The sequence below is a fragment of the Aquibium pacificum genome (assembly GCF_040839445.1).
GTDB lineage: Bacteria > Pseudomonadota > Alphaproteobacteria > Rhizobiales > Rhizobiaceae > Aquibium > Aquibium pacificus.
This window is the reverse complement of record NZ_JBDPGJ010000001.1, coordinates 1-17590: the sequence shown is the minus strand read 5'-3', so window position 1 is coordinate 17590 and position 17590 is coordinate 1. Positions and strand designations below refer to the sequence as shown.

The 17590-nt window shown below is 63.7% G+C and carries 20 protein-coding genes, 1 pseudogene and 1 other annotated feature; of the genes and pseudogenes, 2 read left to right on the top strand and 19 right to left on the bottom strand.

The genetic code is table 11. The features are described from left to right. Positions 1 to 8 precede the first annotated feature (8 nt). The 18 genes from ABGN05_RS00105 to ABGN05_RS00020 form a co-directional block, all read right to left on the bottom strand. Positions 9 to 314 carry a hypothetical protein gene (locus tag ABGN05_RS00105; protein WP_367951967.1) on the bottom strand — a complete coding sequence of 102 codons (306 nt, stop codon included), beginning with the start codon at positions 312 to 314 and terminating at the stop codon, positions 9 to 11. A gap of 114 nt (positions 315 to 428) precedes the next feature. Beyond that, positions 429 to 3710 (bottom strand): phage tail tape measure protein, encoded by a 3282-nt coding sequence (locus tag ABGN05_RS00100; protein ID WP_367951965.1) that lies wholly within the window; start codon positions 3708 to 3710, stop codon positions 429 to 431. Between the two features lie 14 nt (positions 3711 to 3724). Then, complete coding sequence (locus ABGN05_RS00095; protein WP_367953104.1) at positions 3725 to 5323, bottom strand: terminase large subunit; 1599 nt, start codon at positions 5321 to 5323, stop codon at positions 3725 to 3727. A gap of 69 nt (positions 5324 to 5392) precedes the next feature. Beyond that, a complete protein-coding gene (locus ABGN05_RS00090; protein WP_367951964.1) occupies positions 5393 to 5716 on the bottom strand; it encodes a phage head closure protein in 324 nt (107 codons plus the stop codon). After that, complete coding sequence (locus tag ABGN05_RS00085; RefSeq protein ID WP_367951963.1) at positions 5713 to 6123, bottom strand: DUF3168 domain-containing protein; 411 nt, start codon at positions 6121 to 6123, stop codon at positions 5713 to 5715. Before ABGN05_RS00085 ends, ABGN05_RS00090 begins: the two co-directional genes overlap by 4 nt. Continuing rightward, complete coding sequence (locus ABGN05_RS00080) at positions 6123 to 6524, bottom strand: HK97-gp10 family putative phage morphogenesis protein (RefSeq protein ID WP_367951962.1); 402 nt, start codon at positions 6522 to 6524, stop codon at positions 6123 to 6125. Before ABGN05_RS00080 ends, ABGN05_RS00085 begins: the two co-directional genes overlap by 1 nt. A 1-nt stretch (position 6525) precedes the next feature. Then, a complete protein-coding gene (locus tag ABGN05_RS00075) occupies positions 6526 to 6828 on the bottom strand; it encodes a head-tail connector protein (protein WP_367951960.1) in 303 nt (100 codons plus the stop codon). Between the two features lie 310 nt (positions 6829 to 7138). Then, positions 7139 to 7720 carry a hypothetical protein gene (locus ABGN05_RS00070; RefSeq protein ID WP_367951959.1) on the bottom strand — a complete coding sequence of 194 codons (582 nt, stop codon included), beginning with the start codon at positions 7718 to 7720 and terminating at the stop codon, positions 7139 to 7141. After that, a complete protein-coding gene (locus ABGN05_RS00065) occupies positions 7714 to 7857 on the bottom strand; it encodes an HNH endonuclease (protein ID WP_367953103.1) in 144 nt (47 codons plus the stop codon). Before ABGN05_RS00065 ends, ABGN05_RS00070 begins: the two co-directional genes overlap by 7 nt. Before the next feature lie 188 nt (positions 7858 to 8045). Next, entirely contained in the window at positions 8046 to 8273 is a 228-nt protein-coding gene (locus ABGN05_RS00060; protein WP_367951958.1) for a helix-turn-helix domain-containing protein, read from the bottom strand. A 1-nt stretch (position 8274) separates the two neighbouring features. Next, positions 8275 to 8859 carry a hypothetical protein gene (locus tag ABGN05_RS00055; RefSeq protein WP_367951957.1) on the bottom strand — a complete coding sequence of 195 codons (585 nt, stop codon included), beginning with the start codon at positions 8857 to 8859 and terminating at the stop codon, positions 8275 to 8277. After that, the gene (locus ABGN05_RS00050) at positions 8856 to 9593 is read right to left on the bottom strand and encodes an Ig domain-containing protein (RefSeq protein WP_367951956.1); all 738 of its coding nucleotides are present in this window, start codon (positions 9591 to 9593) and stop codon (positions 8856 to 8858) included. The genes ABGN05_RS00055 and ABGN05_RS00050 overlap by 4 nt, the downstream gene beginning before the upstream one ends. Positions 9594 to 9622: 29 nt before the next feature. Then, the gene (locus ABGN05_RS00045; RefSeq protein WP_367951955.1) at positions 9623 to 10009 is read right to left on the bottom strand and encodes a hypothetical protein; all 387 of its coding nucleotides are present in this window, start codon (positions 10007 to 10009) and stop codon (positions 9623 to 9625) included. A gap of 26 nt (positions 10010 to 10035) precedes the next feature. Beyond that, on the bottom strand, positions 10036 to 11217 hold the full coding sequence (locus tag ABGN05_RS00040; protein WP_367951954.1) for a phage major capsid protein: 1182 nt from the start codon (positions 11215 to 11217) through the stop codon (positions 10036 to 10038). Continuing rightward, a complete protein-coding gene (locus ABGN05_RS00035) occupies positions 11214 to 11747 on the bottom strand; it encodes an HK97 family phage prohead protease (protein WP_367951953.1) in 534 nt (177 codons plus the stop codon). Before ABGN05_RS00035 ends, ABGN05_RS00040 begins: the two co-directional genes overlap by 4 nt. Continuing rightward, positions 11744 to 12073, bottom strand: coding sequence for a gene transfer agent family protein (locus ABGN05_RS00030; protein ID WP_367951952.1), 330 nt, complete (start codon positions 12071 to 12073; stop codon positions 11744 to 11746). The genes ABGN05_RS00035 and ABGN05_RS00030 overlap by 4 nt, the downstream gene beginning before the upstream one ends. Further along, complete coding sequence (locus tag ABGN05_RS00025) at positions 12066 to 13160, bottom strand: phage portal protein (RefSeq protein ID WP_367951951.1); 1095 nt, start codon at positions 13158 to 13160, stop codon at positions 12066 to 12068. The genes ABGN05_RS00030 and ABGN05_RS00025 overlap by 8 nt, the downstream gene beginning before the upstream one ends. Before the next feature lie 230 nt (positions 13161 to 13390). Further along, positions 13391 to 14110, bottom strand: a complete 720-nt coding sequence (locus ABGN05_RS00020; protein ID WP_367951950.1) for a hypothetical protein — start codon at positions 14108 to 14110, stop codon at positions 13391 to 13393. Positions 14111 to 15035: 925 nt separating this feature from the next. Between ABGN05_RS00020 and ABGN05_RS00015 the strand changes: the two genes are divergently transcribed. After that, positions 15036 to 16118: a GGDEF domain-containing protein gene (locus ABGN05_RS00015; RefSeq protein WP_367951948.1), complete on the top strand. Its 1083-nt coding sequence runs from the start codon at positions 15036 to 15038 to the stop codon at positions 16116 to 16118. A 205-nt stretch (positions 16119 to 16323) separates the two neighbouring features. Here ABGN05_RS00015 and ABGN05_RS00010 read toward each other — a convergent pair whose 3' ends face one another. Next, a complete protein-coding gene (locus ABGN05_RS00010) occupies positions 16324 to 16854 on the bottom strand; it encodes a hypothetical protein (RefSeq protein WP_367951947.1) in 531 nt (176 codons plus the stop codon). An 82-nt stretch (positions 16855 to 16936) separates the two neighbouring features. Here ABGN05_RS00010 and ABGN05_RS00005 point away from each other — a divergent pair. Beyond that, positions 16937 to 17590: pseudogene (locus ABGN05_RS00005) on the top strand (IS3 family transposase); the annotation flags it as partial. Continuing rightward, positions 17218 to 17334, top strand: a sequence feature (AL1L pseudoknot). (Overlaps the previous pseudogene by 117 nt.)

Genomic DNA, 17590 nt, shown 5'->3' with positions numbered 1-17590 from the left:
CGTTCGCTTTATTCATCTCTGTGCTTTGCGCAATAGCCGCATTCGTCGCCGCAGTGATCTTCATAAGCTTCCTTTAGAAGATCGGTGAACTCACGTGCGCCCATTGCCGCCGCCCAAGGGGTAGGTCCGCGATCACCACGGTTGCGATCCGCCATGGCATTTCGCCAAAAATCGCCCTCCAAATCCCACATGCCGCCGCCGTACACTTCGCCATGGTATTCGCACTTTTCGAGTGCGCCTTTGCTAACGAGATACGAAGTCGCCATTGCGACGTCTTCTTCATGCCTGAGCATGGCTTCCTTTGCTCCACCCATCTGCAACTCCTCTCTCGACAATAGAACCCTGAACGAGGCCTGTTCCGTTGGGGAAGTTATGTGGGAGCGCTACCCGAGTTAAACAAGCACCGGTGCTCCATTCATGCACGATTGTTACCCGTTCCGGCCCGCCGCGTGTTGCATGTCCTGTGCCTGCTTGGTGAGCGTCTGATAGGGTGAGCGGCGGAACCCGTCACGGGGCTGATTGGCCTTCAAGGTTCGGTCCACGGTGTCCGCGATCATCCCCGCAAGCTGCGCATCCTGTCGGGCGTTGCCCGACCCCGCCACGTTGATGTTCAGGCTCGGGGCGTAGGTGTTGGCGTAGCTCCCGCCGACGAAGCCCCCAGATGCGAGGCCGATTGCCTTCCCGGAGTTGATGGCCTCCAGCGCGGCGCGGTGCTTCTTGGTCGCCTTGGCGTTCACCACGAACTCACCATCGGACAGCATGGCGGGGATGCTGTCGCTGGTCGCCGTTCCCGGTCCCCGAACCTGTCCGCTGTCCTTCAAGCTGAGGATGGACCCGAACAGTCCCCCGCCGCCCATGCCGGACAGGAGTTGCTGGAGAAGCTGTTGCACGGCCCCGGAGAACTGTCCAAGGCCGGGGACAGCCTGCATGAGCGGACCAAGGAGGCCGGTCATGCCCTGAGTGACCCCGCCAAGGTTCGGAACAACCTGTGTCGCCGCCATGCCGATGTTCTGGATTGGCGGCGTCATGGCCTGTGCGGCTTCCTGTGTCGCCGCCATCTGTGCGGCAAGCTGTTGCTGCGCCGCGATCTGGTCTTGCACGGCCTTGGCCTGATCCGCTGCGATGGGGCCGGTGGACATCATGTCCACGCCTTCCGGCATGATGCCACGCTGTCCAGCACGAACGGCGTCCATCTGTCCGGGCGTGATCCGTCCGCCCTGCTTGCTGTAGTTCCAGAAGCGGGCGCGGTCGGTGTGTTCGTCCAGGTGGATACCGCCGCCGCGCATTTCCAGTCCGGTCCCGCCGAACTCCTTGGCCTGCCAATACTGTGCGAGGGGCGCAAGATCGTCACCCGTCATCTGGCGTCCCTGCGCATCGTAGACATAGGCGTCCGCCGCCATACCCGCGTTGTGGCGCGTGGAGCCGGTCCAGCCGCCCGGCCTGTTCTTCAAGTCAGGATCGCGGGATGCGGTCTGTCCGCCCGAATAGATTTTCGCGGTGGCGTCGGGACCATAGACGGCCCCCACGGCTTCCCTGATTTTGGCTTCAAGGGAAGGCGTCAGCTTCATGTTCCGGGTCGCGCCTTGGTTCGTGTACTGGAGGGACGCCAAGGCTTTCTCGATTGGAGCCGCTGCATCCGTGACCGGGGCGAATGCCGTCTCCAGCGTCCCGCGAAGCCCCTCCACGGTCTCCTGAACCGGCGCAAGCGGGGCACGGTCCACACTGCCGAGCGGCGCGGCGAAGGTCTGTTCCGCGACGGCGGTGGCAGGTGTGGAAATTGATTTCACAGGGGAAGACGCGGACGGCGACGAAGCTGGGGCGATGGCCTTGCCGAGACTGCCGAACAGTCCGCCCGTGCCCTTCAAGGCTCCCGCAAGCGGACCCTCCCCAAGGAACACCGCCTGCATCAACATGCGCACAAGGGTGCGGAGAAGCTGGCGAAGGGCGTCCATCGCCGTCATACTGCCATCGGCAATCCCCATGAGGGCATCAATCGCCTGTTCCCCGAACATGCGGCTGATCTCGGCGGCGTCTTCCTGTGACCGCGCAAACTGTTGCGTGGCCTTCTCCGCTTGCGCCATGCCCTGCGCATAGGTGGCGATCTCGCTGCGCTGATCGGCGGTAAGCTCCAGCCCCTCCCGGCGCGCCTGATTGAGCATGTCCTGTTCGTAGCGGAACGCGGCTGCGGCATCGGCGGACATGCCGAGCGCGGCCTGTTCCTGCCGTGCATAGGTGATGAACTCCTGTGCGCCCGCGATGATGTCGGCATAGGCGGCGATCTGTTCTTCCGCCTTCCGCTTCGCGTCATCCCCGGTATCGGTGACGGTGCCGCCGTTGCCGGGAACCTCCTTGCCGATGGAGGCGAGCGCCTGTTGCCGGAGCGCATATGCCTGATTGGCTTCGCCGATGGAGCGGGCATTCTGGACAGCGGCGCGATAGGCGGTGTCGATCTTGGCGCGGGCGTCCAGCATCGCCACTTCTTCCGCCAGTTCGGGGATTTCCCGTTTCAGGGCGCGGATGGCGTCGGCATAGGACTGCATGCCCTTCGCCGCCGTGTCCGTGGCGGGCTTCGTTCCCTGAATGGCGGTGTTCAGCTTGGTGATGTCGGGGACGGCTTCCGCCGCTTCGGCCCCGGCCTGTCTGGTCCGTTCGTCCAGAATGTCGAGGATGCGCTTTTCGGTTTCGTGGAGTTCGGCGCTTTCTCGCTCCAGCGTCTCAATCTGCTTGTCGAAGGCGGGTCCGAATAGCGTCCCGCCGATGGTGGTTTCCCGGTCGCCCCGGAGTTTCAGGATTTCGTTTTCGATCTCCATCCGCCGCATGCCGATTTCAGACAGGCGGTTGCCGAGCGTGTTGGACTGCTGTTCCTCCACGTCGCGCATGCGGTCGAGGAAGGCCAGAAGATCGCCCGTTGCCGAGACGATGGCCCCCTTCATGCGGGTGCCGATGGTGCGGCTGATCAGGTTGAACTTGCGGTCAATCTCGTCGGCCTTGGCGATCACGTCATCCGACAGGACAAGGCCAAACTCGTTTGCCTCGCGGATCATGGTGCGGATGCCATCCGCGCCCCGGTCCAGAAGCTCCACGAAGCGTTCGCCCGCCTGTCCGCCGAACAGTTCGTCGGCGATCCTGATCCGTGCCGCCGTGTCCAGTTGCTCCATGCGGGCGATGATGTCCACAAGGAGGTCGCTGGGGTCTTTGAGCTTCACCTTCAATTCGTCGGCGGTGTAGCCGAGACGCTGGAATGCCTCCGCTGCCGAGCCGCCGCCCGTTGTGATCCATTCATCGGCGCGAAGGTTCAGTTCCTTCATGCCGTCCGCCAGCGCGTCCACCGATATGCGGTTCTGTTCGGCGACGTAGGAGAGTTCCTGAAACGCCTTGGTGGTCAGTCCCGCCATCTTGGCATTGGACCCGATCATGGCGACGGACTTCGCCACGTCCCCGATGCTGGCGGCGATGCGCTGGAGACCGGCGACGGACAGCCCGCCGAGAATGCCGCCCGCGAAGCCCGCGCCGAAGGTCTTCAAGGTGCTGCTGACACGGGACGCGGCACCCGCAAGGGACTTCTCCAGCACGTCGCCCGACTGCTTGGCGCGGCGTTCGATGCGGTTGAAGTTGTCATTGGCGGTGCGGTTCGCCCGCTGAAAGTTGCGCTCGAAATCCCTGATCCGGGCTTCGAGGGCGACGACAAGCTGTTCCGTGTCACGGGCCATCGGCGGGCCTCCTGTTACCAGACAAGCAGGCCATCGGCCCGTTCGTCGCTGTCATAGATTGAGCGGGTGTCTTCGCCTGTCGCCGCCCGCGCCACTGCCATCGCAGCCGCCACCGCACCGTCAATGCGGTCGCGGGACTTGCCCTTGTGGAACGCCTTGTTCCCGGCCTTGTCCGTCTCGACTGCGATGTTGTCGAAGCACCATCTAAGGACGGGATGGCCACCATGGATGAAGCGGCCCGCGATGATGGCGCGCTCCAGCTCCTTGATGGCCGGTGCCATCGTCACCCAGCCCTGTCGCATTTCCACGGCGGGGTAGCCGTCATCGCGAAGGGTGTTCATCATGACGCGGGCAAGGTGCGGGTCGAAGGCGATTTCACGCACGTCGAAGCGCTCGCACAGGTCGCGGATGCAATCCTCCACGATGCGGAAATCCACCACGTTCCCCGGCGTCGGTTCGATGAACCCTTCTTCGGCCCATAGCGGATACGGCACGCCATCGCGCTCCGCACGGCGATGGAGATTGTCACGCGGACAGAAGAACCACGGATGGACGATGTAGCCGCCATCCTGATCGGGGTCGCGCCAGCATGCGACGATCACGGTCAAGTCGCTGTTGCTGGAGAGGTCCACCGCAAGCCAGCACGGTTCGTGTTCGAGGTCGGCAAGGTCGAAGGGTTCGTCGCCCTGATCGTAGATCGCCATTTCCACGAACGGGTCGGACGAATGGTCCTGCCAGATGTTCAGATGGTAACGCTGGAAGATGGAGCGTTCGGACGGCTTGTGTTCGGCCTCCCGCGCCATCTGGCGAAGCCCTTCAAGATCGGGATAGCCGAATGCGAGACCGGGATTGACCGCGTGCCACAGGGCTTCGTCTTTCCAGTCAGCATCGCGTGGAGCCTCGAATAGGATCGGCAGGGTTGCCGGGTCTTCGATCTCTCCCCGCGCCACCTTGCGCGCATAGTCGATCACGTCGAAGGCCAGATTTTCCTGCCCGGCTCCCGCCGTGGTGGTGACGACAGTCAGGGAGTTCGCCACCTTCGCCGCACCGGCACGCATCGCGCCCCAAAGCTCGCGGGGGTCGCGTTTCAGCCATGCGTGGATTTCGTCGGCGATGATCAGGCTGGGAGTGCGGCCCTGTGCCGTGCCCGCGTCGGACGCCAGCGCCTCATATTCGATGCCACCGGGGAACACGATCTTGGACACATAGTCCCTGATCTTCGCGCCGCGTGCTTCGTCCACGGTCTTGGCGCTGTTGCCGACATTGGGGGCGAAGGCATAGTCCCCGTCGATCATGCCCGCGACTTCCTTGAAGACGCCCTTGGCCTGCTTCTTGTCCACGGCGACGGACACAAGCTGCGCACCGGGACGGCGTTCCGGTCCCTTCGCATGCAGGAGCGTGATGGCCCCCGTGAGCGTGGTCTTGCGGTTGCCACGCGGGACAAGCAGCACGGCGGTCTTCACGACACGGGAGCCGTTCGGATGCCGAGGTCCGTAAATCTGGCGGATGATCCGTTCCGCCCATGGGTCCAGCGGGAACGCATTGCCGGGTCGCGTGGAAAGCGGGTGCCGCAAGGTGCGGATGAAGTCCACCGCCCGCTGTCCGTATCCCATGGGGTCGGGGATTTCCGGGAAGGGGTTGATTGGCTTCTTCGGCTTGCGGATGATCTTCAAGGGCACGGTTCAGGCTCCCGCGCCTTGCGCCACGCATCGAAGCTCCAGCCCCTCACGACGCCCCAGCGGCTCCACGGCTTTGAGGTCGAAGGTCTCGCCATCGCACGTTACGCGGTCGGCAAGGGTCAGTCCGTCCATGTGACGGATGCGGAAGACGGCCACGGCTTCGGACGTGGTGCCGAAGGCGCGAAGGAACTCGTCTGTCGTGAGCTTCACCCGCTGCGCTCGCACGGTGGTGACGGTGGACCAGCCCTCCACGGGCGTCCCATATTCGTCCACGGTGGTGGTGACGCGATCAATGGTGATGATCCTGTCGAGCTTCCCCGCCCTCATGACGCAAGCTCCACCAATCGGCATTCGAGCGACAGGACGGCATGCGAATGCAGCCCGCCCGGATCGCGAAGGAAGCGGCTGGAGGCGATGCGAAGGTCCGCGACGTGATAGCCGTCCGGGGCAAGCGGACCATCGGACAGGGCGGCGCGGATCGCCCCGACAACCTGCTTGGCCCCGACAAGACCCGGCTCCTTGCGCCACACATGCACGTCCGCGACGATCATGTGGCGGTGGCGGGCAATGCCATCGTCGGGTCCGGTCATTGCCTCCCCGATCACGATGGAATGGTCCAGCGCGGGCGTAGCGTTCCTGTCCACGATTGCAGACGCGGGGATGATGGACGTGATGGCGCTGGAGCCGACAGGGCGGGCGCGGATTGCGGCCTGTAGCGGAAGGGAAGGTTCCATCACGCGCCCCTCACGGCCTTGCGGATCGCCCGCTTGATCCGGTTCGCCAGCCGCTTCCGTTTCAGGCGGAAGGCGGGCCAGAAGTAGGGTTGCGCGGGAGCGTGCGCGGTGCCGTATTCCACCAAGTGCGGGTAGCGGACTTCATCGTTGCCCGCCGTCACGAGAACCTGATTTTCCGCCGCCACGCGGGAGCCGCCCGGCTGCGAATAGGGCGGCGTGGCGTTCCCCGGCATCGTGTATTTGATGGAGTGCTCCAGCGCGTGCGTGTCCTTCGGGGCAAGGTTGCGCATGGCCCCGACAAGCTCATTGCCGGACTGTTCCAAGGCGGGGACCACGGCCCGTTTCACCGCCTTGGGAATGGCGTTCAGGCGGCGGCTGAGTTTCTGGGATTGGGCGCTCACGTCAGAAGCTCCATTCCCGATAGGGCGACATGAGGTCGAACAGGCCGGGACTGACATCGGACATGGATATGCCGACGACGGTCGCTTCCCGATTTTCATACAGATGCGCCGTGAGTTGCCGGACGGCCTCCTTCAACGGTTCCGGCGTGCCATCGGGAAACGTCTCCGCATCGTCCAGGGCGAAGCCGATGAACTTCCCGATCCACGCTTCCGCCGCCCCGATCTTGCCCGCGATCAGGTCATCATCGGCGTCCGTGGTGATGTTCATGTGCGCCTTGGCGTCTTCGACACTGACGATGGTCATGGCGATGTCCCGTCCAAATCTGTTTCGTGCCTCCCCACGCCGGTCCCCTTGGGAGGTGCAAAGTTCTTAACTACCCCCGGAGGTTCGTCTTGCTGCCCGTCACGGCCTGTGATCATCTTCTTGGATGGCAGAAGATCAGACGTTCTCCCGCGAAGAAGTCGAAGCCGAACACAAGCGGCGGCGACTTGGTGCAACAGTTCAGCACGGGCGTCTGTTGCTAGAGTGCGTCCACTGCCACAGCGAATTTGACCCGGCGTCAGGCGGCAACAGCACTGTTCCGCTCTGCGATTGGTGTCTTCACCGCGACTAGTCATCGCCTTGCCTCATACGACTGTCGGTGGAAGCTGGCGGCGATGCGACGGATGATCCGCCTGTTGTGCTTGAAGACGAACCGTTCGTTCGGACGCATCGGGGGTTCAGTCAGGGCGCGCTCTATGCTCCAGCCCCGATTGATCCGATTGCGTAGCGTGGCATCCGTGATCCCCAGCCGCTGAGACCATCCCGCCACGGTGTCCGTGCGCTTGTTGAAGGTGAGCAGCACAAGATTGTCCTTGAGAAGGTCCGTCATGTGCATGTCGTCGCCCTCAAGGACGGACGTGCCGCTGATACGGGAGCGGGTCTTGGTGATGCTCCATCCCGTGAGGGCGGCAATCTCCTTGATGGAGAGGCTACATTCCCGAAACTCGTATCGTCTGCGCTGCGGTCCCGGCTTCCGGCGTGGCATATCGAGGTCCACGCCAGCCTGAATGCGGCGCTGTATGGTCCGCTCGCTCATGCCGGTCGCGGCTGCGATCTCGGCAACCGTCATCCACTTCCCGCGATAGGGATGCCTGCGGGCGGGTTTCTTCGCCAGCATGTAGCGGACATAGCCGCGCTCACCTTCGGTCAGCATCGCCGTTCCTCCCGCTGCTTGCGGCTGGAATGACAGGGCGTGCATAGCGCCTGCCAATTCGAGCGTGACCAGAACAGGCGCTTGTCCCCACGATGCGGGGTCTTGTGGTCCACGAGGCGGGAAGGCGCGCCGCACATGACGCATCGGGGATGGGCGGCAAGGTAGGCGCTGGCCTCCTTCTGCCACTTGGTATCGTATCCCCGTTCCCGTGCGGTCGGGCGGTGCTGATCGTGGCGCGCCTTCCGCTCCCGGTCACGTTGCGCCATATGCTGGCATCGTTCCCCGGAGGCGAGCACGCATCCGCATGCGCGTATGGAGGGGGCGCTTACAGGCATGGTCTGGCCTCCTTGCGCGGAACCACGTCCAGCACGTAGCCGAACACGGCAAGCAGAGTTTCGAGCCGGTCCATGGACAGGGTGGATTGCCCTTTGACGAACCGTCCGATGGCCTTGCGACTGATCCCCGTCATCTGACCAAGGCGGCGCATGGACACGCCGCGTTCGGTCATCAATTCGCGAATGAGGTTGCGCCAGAAGTCGGACGGACGTGCCATGTCATGCCGCCTTCTTCCGCTTGGCGATGGTGGTGCCGAAGGAGCCGAAGGCGGTCTTGAACTTCTGGTCCAAGGGCATGTCGGACTTGCTGTCCGGGGCGTCTTCCTTGCCCCCGAACACGGATCGCAGAAGCTCCAGTCGCCCCTTGTAGGCTTCGAGGATTTCGAGCGGGGTTGCCTCCAGCGTGTCCTTCGGGGTCCAGCCCAGCCACCCCGTGCCGATGCGATAGAGGTTCGCCAGATAGTCGCTGAACGGCACGTCCCGGCGCTGCTTGGTCGGCTTGCCATGATCGTTCGCGGGACCGTCATCCGGGTCGATCCCCGCAAGCCCCATGACGTAGCCCAGCAAGGGCGTGGTGAGGCTGGGAAGGCCGGTCTCCAGAATGCGCTTCGGCAGGTCCGGCATCACTGTGTGGTCGCGGATGATCTCCACGGCGGCGGACAGGCTCCCGTCCATGATCTCCCGCGTCAGGATGGAGAAGGAACCCGGACGGCGCTCCAGCCGGATCGCAAAGCGAAGACAGGGGCGAAGCGTAATGGCCTCGCCCCCGATGCGGACGATGATGTCGTCCGCCAGCTTCGTCATGCCGATACCACGATAGAGTAGTCGGCTTCGGCTTCACCCGCGCCGCTATAGGTAGCGGTGATGGTGAAGTTCTCCGTACCGGCTGCGGTCGGCGTGCCACTGATTTCGCCCGTGGCGGCGTTGAGCGAAAGGCCATCGGGAAGGTCGCCGTCCGTGACCGCATAGGACACGGTGCCGATGCCGCCCGATGCCGTGACGGTCGCGGTGTAGGGCGTGCTTTCCGTCGCCGCCGCCAGTGCGCCCGATACCGGCGACATGGTGACGACAGGTGCGGCGGGAACCTCCAGAATGGTTCCGTCGATGCCGAGCGCGAAGGTGGTCTTGGTGATGTCGTCGGCGGTGCCGAACTGATTGCGGGCCGACATGACCGGGGCACGGAAGTAGAAGACCGTGTTCGATCCGTCCGGGGTCGGCTTGTCGTTCAGTTCCACCTTGAAGGCGTAGGGAAGCCATTCCTCCACGGCGGCGCGGGCCTTGTTCTGGCCGGGGTCGGACGGATCACGCCCGCAAATCAGTTCCACGGTGCCGCTGTCGATCGACCCCTTGCGGCGACGGACATGCCCGTCCGCCAGCGACAGGAAGGTGACTTCCGTTCCTTCCGCGCCCCATTCCCCGAGGTCTTCGACTTCCTTGATTTCGGTCCAACTCTCATTCTCGAAATCGGCAAGGAGCGCGATGGTGGCGTTCGGGTCGCCGATGAAGACCCGGCTCTTGGCAGTGGTTTGAATGGACATGTTCAGTGCCTTTCAGGATGGAGACGGGTTCAGGCGACAGGCCGGGAGGCGGCGTTGCCGAGAATGGCGACGGCCCCGGCTGCGATGGAGGTTCCGCCCGCCTTGGTGATGGCGAGCCGGACGAACCGCTTGTGACCGCGATAGCCGAGCTTGTAGGTGCTGGCGGCTTCCAAGGTGGCGTCGGCGGTGCTGTCCACCACGGCGGCGTCGGCGTCGGTGAAGTCGCCGGACACGTCCGTGTCGCTTTCCTGAACCTTCGCCCCGAAGTCGCCGTCGCCAGCGATGGCCCCGGTGTTCAGGATGAAGGCCACGGAACCGAAGCCCTGTGTGTCGATTGCAGCGCCGTTGATCGCGGCGGACTGGACGGCGGGTGCAAGCGCTGCGATGGCGCTGATGTTGGATGCGAGGTCACGCATGATGATGGTCCTTCCTTCTTCGGCGCTTACGAGGTCGCGCAACGAACTTTGCGGATGGCAGCCGCCTGCACGACGGCAGCGCCGACGCGGCGGGTTGCATGGATGCGGGTGATGCCGTCCGTGGCCCTGAGATACGGGTTGACGAGGATGGACAGGGCCACGCGATCCACGATCCGGTAGGCGGTGGCGATGTCGCCGAACAGGATCGGTTCGGCTCCCGCGCCGATGTCATCCATGTCCGGGACTTCGATCACGGGACGCCCCAAGATCGTTTCAGGCTGGCCCGCCGCATAGCTTGGCTGCCACAGGTAGACGCCCGTGGTGCCGTCTTTCAGCTTGCGGATGGCGGCAAGGGTGCTGCCGTTCATCAGCCATGTGCCCCGCGCCCGATACGCGGCGGGAAGCGCATACATGTGGCTGATCAGAAGATCGGCGGGATTGGTGCCGAGCGTTGAAGCGTTGCCGCTGAACGTGTAGCCGACGCCCGCATGGGCCATGATACCTTCGGGCTGGAGCGTGCCCGTGCCCTTCACGAACGCCAGCCCTTCTTTCTGTCCGAAGTCTTCCGCCAGCGCCAAGCGGACTTCGGCTTCCGCCGCCCCGCCGCTGTCCGCCAGAAGCTGATTGGAAATGTCCACGAAGGTGTTCACTTCGCGGATGGGAACTTCCACCTGCCCGAAGCCGGGTTCGCTCCCCTCCTGCGATTGCGTCTCGCCCTTCCACTTGGCATTCGTGATGCCGGTGCGGCGCGGATAGGAGACGGACGGCGCGGACGTGCTGCGCACCGTCGCCAGCGAACGGATGGGGCTGAACTCGACAAGCTCACGGATGAACTCGCTGCTGAGTTCGGCGGGTGCCAGATAGCCGCCCTGCGGATCGCTGGAGACCGTGAGCGTGCGCAGTTCGTCAGCGGGGGCACGGTCGCCCATGCGCAGATAGGTGCCGAACGCCCTCGTTTCGGCGGCGGGTTCGTTGCGCTGTTCCTGCTGCTGGGTGCCCGGACGGTTCAGCCGCGTCTCGATACCGGCGATGCGGTCGGTGACGGTTCGCAGTTCCGTCGCCAGCCGCTCGTCAAGCTGGGTGCGGTGCTGTTCGGCGGCGCTGCGCAGTTCCTCCACGGCGGCGGTCGCTTCCGCCAGCGGATCGTCTTCGCGGGTCTCGATTGGCAGCGCCGAACGGGTCTCGATCTTCTTCACATGGCGGGTCATTTCAGTGTCTCCAATGAGCGCATGGCCTTGCGGCAAGCGGTGACGAAAGCCACAGCGCTCGCGTGGCTGGTTTCGGATGTGCGGATGGACGTGACGCGGGAACCGGGGACGCTGGGGAGCGCGACGAAGGAGATTTCCCGAAGCCGGGCTTGGGTGATGTGCCGCACGCCCCCGGCGCGGGCTTCGTCCTTCAAGCGTTGGAAGCCGATGCTGAGACCGGATATGTCACCCGCGATCAGCATGGCCCTGATCTCGCGTGCGCGCTGAACGTCGAGGTTCAGCTTGCCCCGGATTTTCAGCCCGTCATCGTCCACGTTGACGGCGCGGACGGACCCCACGACTTCACGCTGATCGTGCGCCCATAGCATCGGCAGGTTCGTGCCCTCGAATGCGAAGGCGCGGCGGTCGAAGCTGGTCCGGTAGCTGTCGATTACGTCGAAGCGGACGGCGGTGCCTTCCACAGTCCCATCGTCGGCGGGAGGGGCGAAGCGGACTTCGCAGTCCAGATGATCGGGTGAAATTGATTTCATTCCGCGCCCTCCTTCTGGACGCTGCCGAACATCACGGTTTCGATGACGGGCAAGGCGAGCGCGTAAAGCTCCATCACCGGGAGCGGCGCGGCATAGACGGCGACAAGGGAGGCGGACACGGCAGGGCTTTCGCCGCCGCCGATCAGGCCGAGCCGCACGACTTCAAGAAGTTCATGGTGCGCGAACTCGCCTGCGAACATGCGCCGCGACAGGCCACCGATGCCCGCGCCGGTCTTGCGCTCCAGTTCGGTGACAAGATCGGCGTTCAGGCGGAAATCGCGTTCGGCGTCCCCAAAGAACTGGCGATGCGTGGGGAGGTCAGCCATTGGCGTTGCTCCCCGGCGTCGTGTTCGGATTGATGAACTGGTCCCCGCCCTCATAGGGGGCACGATTTTCCATCGCCCGGACTTCGTTCGGGTTCAGGACGCGGGCAGCGATCAGTTGCGAATAGGCGGTGGCGCGGGCGGCAAGATCGCTGCGCAGAAGATCGTCAGTCAGGAACTCGGCATAGAAGGTCGCCCGGTCTTCCGGCGCGATCAGCTTCAATCGGACTTCGCCCTGCCAAGCCTTGATCCAGCGGTCCAGCGTGAAGCGAAGGAAGGTCGCGCCCATCTCGGCGGCGTTGCCCCACGTCGCACGGCCAAGCTCGAACACCATGTGCGGCGGCACGCGGAACACGCGGCAAATCTCCAGAATGGAATGCTGCCAAAGCTGTTGGAACTGCGCATCGGTGCTGGTCAGGGTCAGGGCTTGGAACTCGCCGCCTTCCTCCAGCACGGCGGTGCCGCCTGAGTTCTCCCCGGCATGCGCGGCCTGCCACGATGCCTTGATCCGCTTCGCCGTCTCCGCGCCAAGGCGCTGGGGGAACTTCAACAGGCCGGACGGACGGCCCCCGCGACCGAACAGGCGGGCGGCATGGCGCTCCATGGTGATCGCAAGGGCGATGGCCTCCCGGCACTCCAGCACGGGGGATGCGCCCTTCACGCCATCAATCGACGGGGCGGCGATATGCAGGATGTCCCGGCGATCAAGGAGCCGGTTGCCCGCGCCGTCCGCGATCCGGTAACGGGGTTCGCTGGTCAGCGTGTCCAGTTCCACCGTGACGGCATCGGGACGGATGCGGATCAGTTCACGGGGCTGTCCATCCTGCCGATTGATGAACCCATAGCCGTTACCCCACAGGAGCGCGTCCCGCGTGACTTGCTCCCGGAACATGCTGGCGGGCGTCCAGTCGTTCGCCTGATCGTGAAGGAGGGAATAGGCCGGATGATCCGGGGCACGCTCCCTCGCATCGCCGTTGCGCTGGTAGACGTGGACAGGCAGCCCGCCGATGGCTTCGCTGATCGCCCCCACGGCGGCACGGACGGGCGTGGCGCGCATGGCGGTGGACGGCGACACGGTGACGCCCGACAAGGCCGGGGTCGCGGCGAACAGGTCCAGAAGCCACGGCTGGGGGTCGGCAAGCGAACGGGTCTCGGCAGGAGTGAAATTGATTTCACTTCCCGCCTGTTCGGCCCTGCGCTGCTTGAAGAAATGGAACACTCGCCACGATCCCGGTGAATACGTGGCTATCCAATTTGCACATGCCGGGGGCTATGTCATCAAGCCCCCGCGTGCGTGGTCCCCGCTGGGGTCCAGCGCGTTCAGGTCTTTTTCAGAAGGCCGAACAAGCCCCCCGGCTTCTTGCCGGTGTAGAACCCGCTATCGCCATCACCGGACTTGCCCTTGGCCTTCTTAGCAGACTTCGATTTCAGGGCCTTCGTGACATATGCGACGTAGACGGCGTAGCGTTCTTTCTTCAGCTCGAATGACCATCCGGTCCAAGCGGCATGTTGATCAGCGGGATGCCAGACGCCATGGTCTCCTTCGATCCGGGGAAAGACGGCAAGCCACTTCTCCAGCGATTTGACTTTCATCGCCTCGAATGCGGCTTCGTCATCATCGGTCGGCGGGGGTATGGGGGTCTTCGGGATAGGCTTCTTCAAGATCAATTTCTTCTTCTTGATCTTCTCATCTTCCCCGGCCTTCCCCTTCCCTCCCGTGTGTGCGTGCGCATGCGAGAATAGGTCTGTTGGATTGGGAGGATTGGAAGGGAAGGAAGTGATATGTGGCTCCCCGTTCGGTTGCCCCTTCGGTGGCTTCTCCGGGCTTGCCTTGGGATGTCCCGTTGGGCTGGATTTCGACTGTCGGGACTGCCCCAATTTGGCGTAGTCGGTCGGTCGGGGGTTCATGAAACTGATCGCTAACGGGGTCGGGCGAATGAAGGTGCGGGGCTTGAACCCGTCCCATGATCCCGGCTGGCGCTCAATCAGCCCGTCCAGCTCCAAGCGAAAGAACTCCAGCTTCATGGCGTTCACGGACAAGCCGGACTTCTCCATCCATTCGGCCTGTGAGTATGCGGCCCACTTCCCGGCATGGCCGCGAAGGGTCGCGTTTCTCCCTCGCCACTCGAATATGACGGTATCGAGAAGTTGATATGCGCGGCGGTGCTGAACACGCCACGCGGCGAAGTCCTGCTTGTCAGTCAGTGGATAGGGGTGCTGAGGTCGTCGGGTCATGGCCTAGCCAAGGCTATTCAGAATGAGCGGCAAATCAAATTGCCACGCGGTGACACGCAACTGACACGCAGACCCTAGCAAAACCCCGCTAAACCGTGGTTCTTACTAGAGCCGCGTGCCAGCGTTTGCTGCCGTTACTCCTTGATTTTCTTGATTTTGGATGCCCTTGACATCGTAGGGGTCACAGGTTCAATCCCTGTCACGCCCACCATCAAGCCTCTGATTTGTAAGCAGTTTTCGCTCCGCGGTCGAGAGTTTTCGAGCCTTTGGCTGGTCACTTGCGTGTAACTTGCGCGCATCGAGACAACGTGGGGGCGGCACTCGGAGGCCTCTTTGCGCGGGCGCTTTCCGGCGCCGTGCCGAGCCACAGTGCCGATACGGCACAGGCCCCCGAAGCGCGAGCTCAACGTTCCGTAACGTTTCCCGTGTAGCGAGAAGGAGGATGTGGTGCTTAGGCATCGGCCCGCGCGCAGGAAAAGAACGAAGGATGCGACACCCCAGCAACCGGGATGCGCCCGGGCCTCGAAGCCCACAGCCTCGGAATGTCCACCAAAGAGCCGAATCCAGAAGTTCCGACTTGCTCGACCGGTTGATCCACGACAAGACGGTCATGGACGAAGCCGAGCGACTGCTCTCAGGACGAACGCGGGACATCCGTCTCGGCCGCCATACGACCGAAGCCTTCCGCCTCCGCACTTGGGCAAGTACCGCAAGCGTCATCCGCTCCTGGATGATCTGGGTCGCCCTGCTGGACGTCTTGATGCTGGCCATCAGCGCGCTCCTGCTCCCCCCGGGAACAGCTGCGGCTGTGGCCCCCCCGACAGCCCTGATGCTCCCGTTCGCGTTTGGCGCGGCTTACTTGTGGCGAAGCCCCCAGTCGCGTACGGCCGCCGACTGGAGCCTGATGTTGGCGATCTCGGGCATCCTCCTGTCCGTGTGCCTGATGGGAGTGGCAGTCGGAGATCTCCTGCTCGAGCGCTACCTGAACATTATGCTATTCGTCGCCACGACGGCTATCGTCATCTTCAGCGTCCCGTTCCCGCAGACCCTCGCCATCGCCGGCATCGCACTCGCCTTCTACCTGTTATTCCAGATAGGCTTCGCCGGCTCCGACACAGGGACGGCGATTTCCGGCTTCATGTTCTTCGCCAGCGGACTGGGCGCGACGGTCGTCGCCAGACGTACGATGAACATCTTGGCCCACAAGTCCTTCCTGCTGGAACTGCGCGACCGAAAGCGGCTGGCGGAGCTCGCGCGGACGAACCTTCGCCTCGACAGGCTCTCCAAAACAGACGGCCTCACGGGCGCTGCAAACCGGCATTTTCTACAGGAAAGATCGCGCGATCTGTGGGCTTCCGGCTGCCCGGTAGCAATCCTCATGTGCGACATCGATGAGTTCAAGGCGCTGAACGACCACCTTGGGCATCTCGAGGGAGACAGGTGTCTGACGGAGGTCGCGCAGATCGTCACCGAATGCACGCGCCCCGGCACCGACTGTGTGGCCCGGTTCGGCGGCGAGGAATTCCTGGTGCTGATGCCCGGGGCGAACGAGGCTGAAGCCGTGGCCGTTGCAGAGCGTATCCGCCGCGCAGTCGGGGTTGCCAACCTTCCCAACCCGCGTTCGCGCACAAAACCTACGGTCACCGTGAGCGTCGGCGTGGCGCTGAGGCCGTCGAAGGGTCCAGCCCTCTCCTACGACGAAGTACAGAAGCGCGCGGACGCGGCCCTCTATGCCGCTAAGCGATGCGGGAGGAATCGGGTTCGCGTGTGGAATCCGGCCCTTGACTCCCGCGGACTCAGCAGCGCCGCCTGAGCAGTCCTTTGAGGCTCCGGTTGCCTCCGTGCTGCGGGGCGAGTGGAGCTGCTTTCTTTGGCCGTCGGGAGCGGTGCGCAAACGGTACGCGCGGGGGTTTTGAAGGAATTTGAATGGTCCGGAAAGTCACGAAAGGCGCCGAAAAAGTGCTAGACGAGCGGGTTCCCCGATCGGCCCTTGCGTTGACCTCGTAGGGGTCATAAATTCAATACCTGTCACGCCCACCATCAAGCCCCGGATAAGTAAGTAGTTTTCGCGGATCGGACGGGAGCTTTCGAGCCTCTGGCTGGTCACTTCCGTGCAACTTGCGCGCATCGAGACAGCGTTGCGTGTGCTGCTGCAGCTTGCCGATCACTATCTCTGTTGCAGTTTTGCATTCGCGCAGAAACTCTGGTCCGCGGCTTTCATAGAAATGCGCCGTCCGCTTTCGTCCGTGACCGAGCCAGGCATCCTGTTGTTCGGTTGCTGGCAAAGGCCTGACAAGGCGAACCTCCGTCGCCATGAAATGTCGGATGGTGCCTTGGGTGAAGCGCGGCAAACCACATGCCTCAGCGTGGCGTTTGAAGGTCCATTTGATGGCCCCTATGCTTTGTCCGTCCCAGCGGAGCGGCGCGTCGCTGTTCCATTCATCAAGCCAGCCCGCGAGATTTCCCGTCAGAGGGATTCGTGGCCTGTGCTTTTTGTTTTGCCGACGGTTGGGCGGATTGAGGTCGATCACGCCCGCAACCCGATCCACCTGAGAAGGCATCCGCAGTTGCAAGATAGTGAACCGCGCCGGGTTTGCCGGAGGTTCCAAACCTTGAGAAGGTGGAGCCATCATGAGCAAGACGACGAACAGGTTTTCTCCCGAGGTGCGTGCCCGAGCGGTGCGCATGGTTTTGGATCACGAAAGCGAGCATCGGTCGCGCTGGGCGGCGGTGTCCTCGATCGCGGCCAAGATCGGCTGCACGGCGCAGTCGCTCAATGAGTGGGTGAAGAAGGCGGAGGTCGACAGCGGTGTGCGCGGCGGCCTTCCCACCGAGGTCGCCGAGAAGCTGAAGGCGCTGGAGCGGGAAAACCGGGAACTGCGGCAGGCCAACGAGATCCTGCGCAAGGCGAGCGCTTATTTTGCGATGGCGGAGCTCGACCGCCGGTTCAAGCCATGATCGCGTTCATCGACGATCACCGCGAGGCGCATGGGGTCGAGCCGATCTGCAAGGTGCTGCCGATCGCCCCTTCGACCTACCACGACCATGTCGCCAAGCGGCACGATCCCTCCCGGCTATCGGCGCGGGCAAAGCGGGATGAGGAACTCAAAGTCGAGGTGCGGCGCGTGTTCAAGGAGAACTTCCGCGTCTACGGCGTGCGCAAGGTCTGGCGGCAGCTCAGGCGGGAAGGCTTCGACGTCGCCCGCTGCGCCGTCTCGCGGCTGATGCGGGAAATGGGCCTCGAAGGGGCGATCCGCGGCAAGCCGGTGAAGACGACGATCAGCG